Here is a 12,432-nt window from a genome sequence, read left to right as displayed (position 1 = left end):
TTCCTTCTCCTGCTCCAAAAAATACCCGTTCAACACCTCATAATCCAGCCTAACTGAACAATGGCAACAGTAGGGAATCCTTTAGAGGTTGGGTGTAAACACCAAAAAAGCGACGCCCGTTGTTCAAAAGGCGTCGCTGATACTTAAAAATAGAGGCTAGCCTCTATTTTTAATCTGAAGTTCCCCCCGCCAAAAACTCGAAACTACCTCACACAGAAAACAGTGCGAGCGTCTCGCTCGCTATTTTATATGGTTTTTTCTCTATCGAGAAGAATTTAACTAATTTTGATTGACAAGCGTGGTTGAAAGATAGGCAAAACCGTTTTATTTGATAGAGTATAATTCTTCTACCCTTTTCCCCTGTACCATCGCACCAATGTGTCAGGAGAAACTCCCCAAAAATACCCCAAAATAATAAGCTGGTTAATGAGGGTGGTTTTGATTATCCCTAACCGTTCCCATCGTCGTCCTGATGTCAGAACCGATTCTGAAACAATCGTAATCCGTCCCTGCGGTTGCAAGCGACGAATGAATTCAAAATCTTCCATAATTGGCAAATTTGGAAAACCACCTATATCATGGAAAACGGTCGCTTTTAAAAATATAGCTTGGTCGCCATAAGGCATCGAAAAAAAACGCGATCGCCAATTCACCAGTCGTTCAATGAGACGCAAGCCAAACTGTTGAGAATCAATGCGTAATTCAAACGCCCCCGCAATGGTTTGGGGTTCTTGCAGCGCTTGGCGGATTAAACGATCAAAGTTTGCTGGTAAACAGGTATCGGCGTGGAGAAATAAGAGGATATCACCCGTCGCCCTCGCTGCACCCGCATTCATTTGACAGGCGCGACCAGGTGGGGTAGAAATAACCTGGACATTTCGCGATCGCGCCACGCTGACGGTTTCATCTTGACTCCCTCCATCCACCACAATAACCTCCACATTATTCGTATCCACAAGCCTCTCTAACAGAGAAACCATCGTATTCGCTTCATTTAAAACAGGAATAATCACTGAAATTGTTTCAGTTTTCATTATCATTACATTAGAATTCCTTCCCCAATTTCCCAATCCCCATTTTCAATCAATTTTGACCTGAAAGCGAATCAATCCTACATTATTGGGAGCGGTGCTAGAAATATCGCCTAACTCGACAACCACAGCGCCATTGGGATTGTTGGTTTCATCACAAGGCGTTGATACCGGATTGAGCGGCGGAAAAAATGTTCCCGAATCTTGGTCTGATGCATTACTTTGGGGTGTCGGTGTCCCGTCTTGATTTAACACAATTCCGCTTCCTTGCCTAAAACTATCTGAGATAAACGTTGTCCCTTGAGGAATCAGATCACAGACATTCACACCATTAACCACTGTGCCACCATTTGACAGGAAATAGATCGTATATTCCACAGTATCGCCACTTTCTAAACGTCTATCAGGACTAATCATCGGAACGCCTAAAAGCCCTCCCCCTGGTAGCTGAGACCAGCCAATCGCGTTATCATCCGGATCAGTAGGATCGTCTACAACCGTATCAAAGTTAATGCCTTCGATCACTTGTCCATCTCTCCTCACCTCAGTAATCCGTTTCACTAGAAGCAAGTGTGGTTCTCCAGCCAAAAATACCTCAGCACTGGCTTGATCATTACCAGGATTTGGATCATCTTGATCTAAAGCACTAATCTGCGCCGTGTTAATAATGGAACCGGGAATATCTCCAGTGGTGGTAATCTGTAACGTAGCGTCGTTAGCATTGCCTAGGTTCCCCACTGACCAAATTCCGGTGCGGCGATTGTATGAGCCTTGAGACGCTTCTGCCGATCTAAAGGTTACCTCAGGGGGTAAGGGTTCCGTCACCGCCACATCAGTCGCCTCATTCGTATCGTTATTGGTCAGAGTAATCGTATACGTTATTTCGTCTCCCACATTGGCTTGGTTTGGGCGTGCGATTTTGCTCAAGCCGAGGTCAACGAATTGCAAGGGAATCGTCACACTATCTTGGTCATCCTCGCCAGCAATGCTGTTTCCTGGGGTAGAATCTGGGTCAGGTCGATCTGAAGCTATCACTTGCGCCCGATTGACGACGGTTTCAGTTGCGGTGAGGGTTGCCTCAATTTGCAACGTGGCGCTACTCTGGTTATCCAGATTACCCACTGTCCAGACACCCGTTTGGTTATCATAGCTTCCCTGGCTGGGTGTCGCGGAAACAAAGCTCAATCCGGCTGGTAATGCGTCCCTAACTTGCACATCAGTTGTGGCGAGAGGTCCATCATTGGTGACGGTGATGGAGATGGTTACATTGTCCCCCGGTTCGGGATTATCAGGGGTTGTTGTTTTGGTTAGGCTTAAGTCTGCGGTTCGTTCGATGGGGGTTTGAACCGTATCGGTATTGTTATCCGGATTGGGATCAGTTACGTCATCTCCTATGGAGTTATTGGGTCCGAGGGGAACTGTGGCGGTATTGGTTAAGGTTCCGGAAGCCGTTCTCGATAGAGTGCCGATTACCTTATAAGTAGCAGTAGCCTCCGGGTCGAGTGTGACGGTTGTATCAATCGCATTACCTGTACCATTTGCCGCACCGCAACTCCCTGTACCGTCAGTAATCGCACAAGTCCACCTGACGTCAGTAATCGTATCAGGAATATCATCCCTTACGGTTGCCCCCATGACATCATTCGGACCATTATTAGTTACAGTGATCTCGAAGACAATCAGATCATTGGCAACCACTCGGTCTGAACGAATCCGTTTTTCAATTGCCAAGTCTGCTTCCGCGACGACGATAGCATCGGTAAAGGTAAAATCCCGAGACGGTAAAAACGCCCAAGTGTCAATACCCCTAACATCGCCAAAGCAAGTTTCTTCATTACTAGCATCAGAACAACCATAGCGATGAGCGCCATTACTGCTGTTGATTCCTTCTAGACCAACTCCATTGATGGAGGCATCCAGGGGATCAGGAGGAATGCCAGGTCCACTAAAACGGCTATCGTCATAGTAAACGGTAAAATCTGGACTGTTTTGACCATTCAGCCGTTCCAGGATAATCCCATTGGGACTCGCTTCCACATCTAAAAACGGAAAATGGACTTGAGCCGCAAACAGATTAATGCGAACCTGGAATCCTTGAGGTCCGCCGGGTATGGGGTTATCATTCCCATCTAAACCATCCCAAACCACTTGATTTTCCCCTTCGGTCACTCGACCCGTGATGATTCTGTCTCGGATGGAGCCGTCATCGTTTCCGAATATGCCATCACCAGTCAAGTCAATGACAACTCTGTAACTACCCGTCTGTGTTGCTGTGAACCGAAAGATACCACCACCGGGCGATGCAGCTTGACCTCGCGTACCCTCATCACCGATAAACCGAAAATTCCTCACCTCCCCAGGAGGACTGGGTTCGGGAGGAGTGTCTAGGATGCCAGGTTCAGGTCGATTAAAGAAAATTCTGTGGGTTCGGTCATCACCAGTATCGGGATTGCGTAATGGATTTTGGAAATCAGGGGGTGGATTTAGGGGAACAGAGGAGAAAAATGGGTTTCCGTTGGGTCGTCTAAATCCTTTATTGTTTGAGAAAAAGATGAATCCAAAGGGTTCTATACCGTTTAAATCAATGCGGTAAACATAACCGGTGTCGGTCAGGATGTAGGCTTCGGAACTCAGGGGTGCATCAAAATCCCCCATATTCAGCGCCAGAAAATTGGCAAAGGCGCGACCTTGAATTGCTCTACCCTCATCAGCTACGGTGACATCCCAAGCGGTTACGAAATTATCATTAGAATCTTGAGAATCTTGAGGATTTTGTTCAGACCAATCCTCGTCGGCGAGGATCGGGTTTGGGTCATCTGTATTCGAAGGATCAGGACTAACAAAGTTAATTTGCCACTCCCCTGTTTGATCAACGTCCACGGTACAAGGACTATAACCCTCAGAAAAAAGAGTATTCGGACCTATTTCTTCTTCTGCACGGTTTTCAATCTTACCCGTGTCGCCGCAACTGCCAGATGTACCACTGGGTCTGGTGTAATTAATTGTACCCTGACCGATGCCCACCGCACTGGAACCCAAGTACAGTGTCTCACCTGCCTCAGCATAAACCTGAATCACCGTCCGGCGCTGTATTTTTCCTGTCTCCTCCGAGTCATTGCGATAGTCCAAAAACGGACGAAAGCCACCACTTGAGGTTAATTCGCGGCTTCCTTCCGCCTGAACGTGAGGAGTGCAAAGACTACAGATGCACAAGGAAAGGGCAAGGCTACTGATTACCCTACTAAAGGATTGAGTTTTTAGGTTATTCACGATCTACTATTAACCTTTTAACAGCCATAGGTTGGAGGGAGTGCAAACAGCGCCGACTACGAACGACCGATCTACCCCTAGCGTCGATTTGCAGGGGTAGGGGAAAGTTAACCGAACAGGGCAGACTTACACCGGGCAAAAGCCAGATAAACTCCTCATAGTCCTATGATTTCGCTCAATTCGCGCTAAACATAACGCGATAGGGGCTAATCTAATCACACTTTGAGGGTAAAAAAATCAGTCTCTCGATAGAGAACAACTATTTTCTCTAGGCAAAATAACAGGGTGTTCTCACCTGCTCAAATCCTCGGGACGATCAATATCATGGAGTATGGGCAGAGATGCGATCGCTAATCCCAAGCGATCGGCAATCTCAACGGTTTGTTGTCTAACTTGCGAGGTTCCCCAATTAATTCCCACAAAGAGTTCAGGAATTAACCGCCGCAAACCAATTAGATAATATCCCCCATCTTGGGCAGGTCCTAATACTACATCCTGCGTTTCCAAGAATTTAAATGCCTCAGCCATTATTTGAGTATCTAAATCAGGGCAATCTGTCCCAATAATCACCACACCTTTCATTCCCGCAGTAAACGATCTCTCAAATGCCGATGCCATTCGCTTACCTAGATCTCCCTCACCTTGTTGATGGTAAATCACATCAGCGCCCAACCAGGCTTGCATTAGTTGTTGATTTCCCCCAGCAAAATGAATTTCTACAGATACAGGATAAAATGCTTGCAGTTTTTTCACTTTAGCCAGGGTATTTTCTGTCATCTGGCGTTGCAGGTTTGCCGCACCTTCCTCACCTAGGGCGGGAATCATCCGCGTTTTTGTTTTTCCCGGTTCGGGATAGCGGGTGAAAATAATTAGCGTTTCGTTTACAGTAGCTGGAGTCATTCGATTAATCTAAATAGGGTCTGCTGAATAAGTTTTATGGTGAGGGGAGGGAACAGGGAACAGGGAACAGGGAACAGGAAAATCCTTATCCAGCAAGCCTTTGACCAAATTCAATAACTTTTCCTGATCACCATAACTCCTGGAGAGCCAGAGTTTATTGAATTTAGAGACATGGTATAGTGATTCAGTCAACATCAGATTCGTGAGCTTCTTCCCAAATCTCCCAGCCTTCTTTAATCAAATAAAACACGATAATAAATCCAGCAAACGGATCAGCTTGCCAAAAGCCAAACCAGTAATTTCCTGCTAACCCTAAAAATAATGCCACTGAAAGAAAGGAACAGACTAAGGTTTCTTTGGCATCGGCAATCAATGCCCGACTATTGAGTTGTTTGCCAACTTTGTTTTTTTGCCATGCCAACAGAGGCATAATAATCAACGAAAGGATAGCGAGAATAATCCCCAGCAATGATGGCTCTGGGGCGTCTTGGTTAATTAACTTTCTCAGCGACTCAAATCCAATATATCCAGCCATCAAGAAAAATGTAATTGCCACAAACTGGGTAGCTTGTCGTTCAATTTTGGCTTCAGCTTCCGGTGTTAGCTTTTGATGCTGGCTGAGACGCCAAATTAAAATACATCCTGATAAGGATTCAACAATACTATCGAGTCCAAATCCAATTAATGCAATACTATTATTAATCGCGCCTAAAAGAATAGAAGCAATGGCTTCAAGACTGTTATAGCCAACGGTAAAATATTCTAAATAAAGTCCTTTTTTATAAAGCTTACTCATTAAGAAATACCTCAGCAGGATTGGTGGGGTTAGTTGATAGGTTCGATACAAGATATGATTAATAACATTTTTCCCTGTATGCCAGGTTGGGATTAGGGCGGGTTTCGTTGTGCAGTTTGAGGTTGGTTAACTCATTTTAACCCTAAACCCGATCCTACATCTTTGGCGTGCGATCGCGCTGGAAAATCCGGTGGGTTTTGTTGTCCGGTTTTCGGTTAATCTATCAAGCTGATATCGTGGCATAAAATCCCCTGTAGGGGCGGGTTTAGGACTAAAATTAACCGAGAAACCAATAACATTTCTACAAAACCCGCCCTTTCTCATCCTGTCACTGAGGCAGCAACCCATAGTAGGGGCGGGTTTAGGACTAAAATTAACCGAGAAACTAATAACGTTTCTACAAAACCCGCCCTTCCCACCCTGTCACTGTGCCTGAAAGAAAGCGTAAATTCTGCCCTAATTTTTGCCGAACTTAAACCTTCACCTTAGCACTCATGTCCAACATGCGCTGAATCGGTTGTAACGCCGCAATCCGAATGTGTTCGGGTAACGTAATTTCTGGCTGACGCTGCTTCATCGCTAGATAAAGTTTTTCCAGCGTATTCAACCGCATGTAGGGACATTCATTGCAGTTACAATTATTCGTGGCAGGCGCTGGAATAAAGTGCTTATCGGGCATTTGCTTTTGCATTTGGTGAATAATTCCCGGTTCTGTCGCCACAATAAACTTGGATCGGGGACGGGTTTGTGAATACTTCAACAGCGCAGTGGTTGAGCCAATATAACTGGCGTGACGTAATACTGGAGGTTCGCATTCAGGATGGGCAATAACCTCGGCGTCGGGGTGTTCAATCTGGAGTTGGACAATTCTTTTTTCCGAGAAGGTTTCGTGAACAATACAGCTTCCTTGCCACAGGAGTAAATCCCGACCCGTCTGCTGCATCACATAGCGTCCTAAATTCCGATCCGGGGCAAAAATAATCGGTTGATCTGGGGGAATTTGCTGGACAATATCGACGGCGTTGGAACTGGTGCAAATAATATCGCTCATCGCCTTAATTTCGGCGGAGCAGTTGATATAAGAGATGACTAAATGGTCAGGGTGTTCTGCCTTAAACTGGGCAAATGCATCCGGGGGACAACTATCAGCCAGAGAGCAACCTGCCTCTAAATCGGGTAGAAGAACAAGTTTGTCAGGATTGAGAATTTTGGCAGTTTCTGCCATGAAATGAACACCCGCAAAGACAATAACATCGGCATCGGTATCAGCAGCTTGGCGGGAAAGTCCTAAAGAATCGCCAATATAATCGGCAATATCTTGAATATCGGGGTCTTGGTAGTAGTGGGCAAGGATAACGGCGTTGAGTTCCCGCTTGAGGGTGTCAATGGCGTCAAATAGGTCATCAGGGATTGACCCAAAGGGTTGTTTCGTTTGAGGCAGTACGGTTGTAAACAATGTTGTAAATTACCCGGAATATATACCTTCCAAATTAATTATAGTGAATTTTACCAAAAATAGCAGGGGTGATGTCATTCGTTCTTGACGAATTGGTTATTTGTCCTTGGTCATTCGTCATTTGTCCTTTGTCATTCGTCGGGGGATTGCGTTTTGGCGATTAACCGGACAAACTCCTGTAATGCCTCCCCATATTGCTCTCTAGCTATCCAGAACAGATCATTATGACCTGCATCCTCTACCCACAAAGAGTGTTTCGGTTCAGGGGCGGCGGCAAATAGGCGTTTTCCGTGGGAGAGGGGGATCGTTTGATCAGCAGTGCCATGAATGACTAAGACGGGACAGTTAACCTGGGTGATCTTGTCCAGGTTGGGGAATTTGTCAAAGGGTAAAATCGGGATGGGTACGACGACGCGAAAGGCTGAGGTGAACGAACTTTCCAGAATCAAGCCAGCCACAGGGTAACGGGCGGCTAAATCTACGGCTGAACCGCCGCCAACAGAACGTCCATAGGCGATAATTTGTTCGGGTGGTACTCCCAGTTGCTCTTTTAAATAGGTAAAGGCGGTGTCACTATCACGATAGGCATTCTGTTCAGAGGGACTTCCCTGACTTGTACCATAGCCGCGATAATCGTAGGCAAAGACGCTAAATCCAAGACTGTGCAGATGGTGCAGCAGGGGCTGAATCTCGCCGATGTCTTCGGCATTCCCGTGAATGTAGAGGATAGTATAGGTAGCTGTCGGATTGGGCAAATAAACGGCGGAAATCTGGAGATCATCAACCGTCGTTAATTTGAGAATGTCAGGGGTGTCTGGGTAGCTGGAGGGGCGCGGTAGGAAAATCATCCGATCTGCCATGAAGTAGACGTATATGGCGAAGAAGACGTAAATGAAAATTAGCGATCGCACGAGTCGTTTCCAGCTAAACTCACCCAAGAGCCGTCGTTTGAGAGTTTCTTGATCCATAGCGTTGATTATGACGCGATTAGAAGTTGTACACTTAGCTTTGCTGCTTTCTTGAGGACATGACATGGCTTTAGAGTATCCCGAAGACTTAAAATATCTAGACAGCCACGAGTATGTACGACTCGATGGGGAAATTGCCACGATTGGGATTAGTGCCTTTGCCATCGATCAGTTAGGTGATATTGTGTTCATCGAACTGCCTGATGTGAATAGTGCCTTGGAAAAAGGGGAAACCTTTGGCACGATTGAATCGGTGAAAGCCGTTGAGGATATGTATGCCCCGGTTACGGGAACGGTGATTGAACGCAACGATGCGATCGTGGAATCACCCGAACAGATTGCTGAAGATCCTTACGGTGAAGGGTGGTTTCTGAAAGTGCGAGTCAATGATTCCGATGAATTGGAAGACACCTTGTCGGCGGCTGAATATCAGGCTCAGGTTGAAGGAGAGGAGTAAGTGTTAGGGGTGCAGGGGGAGCAATGTAGAGACGTAGCATGCTACGTCTGGAAGCAGGGGAAGATTGGGAAGATTGGGAAGATTGGGAAGATTGGGAAGAGAATTAACAAATGGCAAAGGACAAATGACCAATGACAGCACGATTGTGAATGGTTTGTTAAAAAATAATAAGGAGTCGCCCTAACGCTGGCGGCTTGATGCACCAAAATCCTTGAATGAATTGGTTTGATATGGCTAACTCAAATGTCTCAGTTAATCCAGACACAACCCTCAATGGCTTCTCTAATGATTCTCTGCCCACTCTTTCTGCGGCGGATTATCTAATATCAACTGATTCATTTGCCAAACGGCATATTGGTGTCAATGCTGAAGATGTAGCACAAATGCTGGATGTTTTGGGTTACTCCAGCCTGGATAAATTGATTGATGTCGCGGTTCCCTCCACCATTCGGCTGAATCATCCGCTCAACTTACCCCCCGCCCAAAGCGAAAAAGCTGCCCTTGCCCACCTTCAGGACATTGCTTCAAAAAATCAGGTGTTTCGCTCATTCATCGGCATGGGCTATCACGACTGTATCACCCCACCCGTGATTCAGCGGAATATTCTGGAAAATCCGGGCTGGTATACCGCCTACACCCCCTATCAAGCTGAAATTGCTCAAGGGCGTCTGGAGGCGTTGCTGAACTTTCAAACCCTAATTATTGAGTTAACGGGTTTGGATATCGCCAATTCGTCGTTACTGGATGAGGGAACAGCAGCGGCGGAAGCGATGAGTATGAGTTATGGCTTGTGCAAAACCAAAGCCAATGCCTTCTTTGTATCCCAGGATTGCCATCCGCAAACGATTCAGGTGGTGCAAACCCGGGCGCAACCCTTGGGAATTGAGATTATTGTTGGGAATCATCAGGCGTTTGAGTTTGAGTCACCGATTTTTGGGGCATTACTGCAATATCCGGCGACTGATGGCACGATTTACGATTATCGGGAGTTTGTGACGAAGGTACATGAAGCGGGGGGTTTAGTCACAGTTGCCGCTGATCCGTTGAGTCTAACCCTGCTTACACCCCCAGGTGAATTCGGTGCAGATATTGCCGTGGGAACGACGCAACGCTTTGGTGTACCCCTGGGATACGGTGGACCCCATGCGGCATATTTTGCCACCCGTGAGGCGTATAAACGCCAGGTTCCGGGGCGAATTGTCGGTGTGTCTAAAGATGCCCAAGGCAAACCCGCTTTGCGCCTTGCCTTACAAACTCGGGAACAGCATATCCGGCGGGATAAAGCTACGAGTAATATTTGTACCGCCCAAGTCTTGCTGGCGGTGATTGCCAGTATGTATGCGGTTTATCATGGATCGGAGGGACTTAAGCAAATTGCCCAGCATGTGCATCGGTTAACGGTGATCTTGGCAGCCGGGTTAGAACGCTTGGGTTATAACATTAGTTCACAACCGTTCTTTGATACGGTGCGGGTGGAGTTCGATAGCCAGGAACTCGGCGATATTCTCAAGGCGGCGCAAGCCAAGGGGATGAATCTGCGGGTGTTGGATGAGAGTGCGATCGCGATTACTCTGGATGAGGTGACAACATTTCAAGATGTAGTGACTCTGCTGGAGATTTTCGGATCAGTTGGCGTCGAGGGAATGGATTCCCTACCGTTTCCCGTGGATTCCCTGCTAAAACGAGAGATTAAGGGGTTTGAACCGCCTTTTGCCCGCACCACTGCTTATCTGACTGACCCAGTTTTTCTCCGTTATCATTCAGAAACTGAGTTATTGCGCTATCTTCATCGTCTCCAAGCCAAAGATTTATCCCTCACCACCTCAATGATTCCCTTGGGGTCTTGTACGATGAAACTCAATGGCACTGCTGAGATGATGCCGATTACTTGGGCGGAATTTAGCCAGATTCATCCCTTCGCCCCCTTATCTCAAACTCAGGGCTATCAGCTTTTATTCCAGCAGCTTGAGGCGTGGCTGGCAGAAATTACTGGATTTGCCGGGATTTCCTTACAACCCAATGCCGGGGCGCAAGGGGAATATGCGGGATTGCTGGTGATTCGCCAGTATCATGAACATCGGGGTGAGGGACATCGCCAGATTTGTTTGATTCCCCAATCTGCCCATGGAACCAATCCAGCCAGTGCGGTTATGGCAGGATTAAAGGTGGTATCGGTTGCCTGTGATGACCAAGGGAATATCGATTTAGCGGATTTGAAGGCAAAGGCAGACAAGCACAGCCAGAATTTAGCGGCGTTGATGGTGACGTATCCCTCGACTCACGGCGTTTTTGAGGAAGACATTCGCGAAATTTGCGATACGATTCACGCCCATGGTGGACAGGTGTATCTGGATGGGGCGAATATGAATGCCCAAGTGGGATTGTGTCGTCCTGGGGATTATGGGGCGGATGTTTGCCATTTAAATTTACACAAAACTTTTTGTATTCCCCATGGTGGCGGGGGTCCGGGGATGGGACCGATTGGGGTACAGTCGCATTTGATGCCATTTTTGCCGGATGTGTCGTTTGTGAAAGGTCATGGATCAGTGACAAATAGCGACTCCGTTGGTGTTGTGGCGTCAGCCCCTTGGGGAAGTGCCAGTATTTTACCGATTTCCTGGATGTATATCGCGTTAATGGGGGCAGATGGGTTAACGGAAGCGACGAAGGTGGCGATTCTGAATGCCAATTATATTGCCCATCGCTTAGCGCCTTATTATCCGATTTTGTATCAAGGGAAATCGGGTTTAGTGGCGCATGAATGTATTTTAGATTTGCGGGGCTTGAAAAAGTCAGCCGGGATTGAGGTGGATGATATTGCCAAGCGGTTAATGGATTATGGGTTCCATGCGCCAACGGTTTCTTGGCCCGTGGCGGGGACAATGATGGTGGAACCCACCGAAAGTGAGTCGAAGGAGGAGTTGGATCGGTTCTGTGATGCGATGATTGGGATTCGCCACGAGGTTAAGGCGATTGAATCTGGGGAGGTTGATCAGGAGAATAATCTGCTGAAAAATGCCCCCCATACGGCAGAGGTTTTAATTGCTGGGGAATGGAATCGTCCCTATTCTCGCGAACAAGCGGCTTATCCGGCACCGTGGACAAAGGAACACAAGTTCTGGACAGCAGTGGGGCGGATTAACAATGCCTTTGGCGATCGCAATCTGGTTTGTTCTTGTGTGGGTATGGAGGCGTATAGTCAAGAGTGAACCCATTTAGTGGGGTTTGCAGAAATCCTTGGTATGTAGGGTGGGCATTGCCCACCAGCTTTTTCAGTGCTGTTCAAGTTAACATCATTGAAGGCTAAAACTCTGATTGCGAAACGATGATAGGCTAAAGCCCTTACTACAAACTACGAACGATCGCGCTTTGAACGGATCACTTGGTTAATTTGCCACATCACCAATCCTGTACTGGTGCTGAGTTCTAAGTTGGGATGGATGAATGTACCTAACAGAAGGGGAAGGGAGAATTCGATCAGGATGAGTGCGATCGCTCTTTTTTTAGCGGTTGGGCGTTCCATGAATTTGACCTCGATTTCGACTATGAGGTCA

The 12,432-nt window shown here is 47.0% G+C and carries 9 protein-coding genes; 2 read left to right on the top strand and 7 right to left on the bottom strand.

All coding sequences use genetic code 11. The annotated features are described in order from the left end of the window. Positions 1–347: 347 nt before the first annotated feature. The 6 genes from RIE73_RS05755 to RIE73_RS05730 form a co-directional block, all read right to left on the bottom strand. Positions 348–1,034 carry a TIGR04283 family arsenosugar biosynthesis glycosyltransferase gene (locus tag RIE73_RS05755; RefSeq protein ID WP_446400284.1) on the bottom strand — a complete coding sequence of 229 codons (687 nt, stop codon included), beginning with the start codon at positions 1,032–1,034 and terminating at the stop codon, positions 348–350. Positions 1,035–1,079: 45 nt separating this feature from the next. Beyond that, on the bottom strand, positions 1,080–4,301 hold the full coding sequence (locus tag RIE73_RS05750; RefSeq protein WP_446400283.1) for a hypothetical protein: 3,222 nt from the start codon (positions 4,299–4,301) through the stop codon (positions 1,080–1,082). A gap of 291 nt (positions 4,302–4,592) precedes the next feature. Next, a complete protein-coding gene (locus RIE73_RS05745; protein ID WP_446400282.1) occupies positions 4,593–5,201 on the bottom strand; it encodes a TIGR04282 family arsenosugar biosynthesis glycosyltransferase in 609 nt (202 codons plus the stop codon). Positions 5,202–5,385: 184 nt separating this feature from the next. Continuing rightward, on the bottom strand, positions 5,386–5,997 hold the full coding sequence (locus RIE73_RS05740; RefSeq protein ID WP_446400281.1) for a cation diffusion facilitator family transporter: 612 nt from the start codon (positions 5,995–5,997) through the stop codon (positions 5,386–5,388). A gap of 472 nt (positions 5,998–6,469) precedes the next feature. Continuing rightward, on the bottom strand, positions 6,470–7,453 hold the full coding sequence (gene nadA, locus RIE73_RS05735) for a quinolinate synthase NadA (RefSeq protein WP_446400280.1): 984 nt from the start codon (positions 7,451–7,453) through the stop codon (positions 6,470–6,472). Between the two features lie 131 nt (positions 7,454–7,584). Continuing rightward, entirely contained in the window at positions 7,585–8,421 is an 837-nt protein-coding gene (locus RIE73_RS05730) for an alpha/beta hydrolase (protein WP_446400279.1), read from the bottom strand. Between the two features lie 64 nt (positions 8,422–8,485). On the opposite strand from RIE73_RS05730, the gene gcvH reads away from it, so the two are divergent. Then, positions 8,486–8,878 carry a glycine cleavage system protein GcvH gene (gcvH, locus tag RIE73_RS05725; RefSeq protein WP_446400278.1) on the top strand — a complete coding sequence of 131 codons (393 nt, stop codon included), beginning with the start codon at positions 8,486–8,488 and terminating at the stop codon, positions 8,876–8,878. Between the two features lie 230 nt (positions 8,879–9,108). Next, positions 9,109–12,087 (top strand): aminomethyl-transferring glycine dehydrogenase, encoded by a 2,979-nt coding sequence (gene gcvP, locus RIE73_RS05720; protein WP_446400277.1) that lies wholly within the window; start codon positions 9,109–9,111, stop codon positions 12,085–12,087. Between the two features lie 143 nt (positions 12,088–12,230). On the opposite strand, the gene RIE73_RS05715 is transcribed toward gcvP, so the two are convergent. Then, the gene (locus tag RIE73_RS05715; protein WP_446400276.1) at positions 12,231–12,401 is read right to left on the bottom strand and encodes a hypothetical protein; all 171 of its coding nucleotides are present in this window, start codon (positions 12,399–12,401) and stop codon (positions 12,231–12,233) included. Positions 12,402–12,432: the final 31 nt, after the last annotated feature.

Origin of the sequence: Coleofasciculus sp. C1-SOL-03, assembly GCF_040220555.1 — a bacterium.
Lineage (GTDB): Bacteria > Cyanobacteriota > Cyanobacteriia > Cyanobacteriales > Coleofasciculaceae > Coleofasciculus.
Note: the sequence above shows the minus strand (reverse complement) of the source record. Positions and strands in the feature narration are given on the sequence as shown.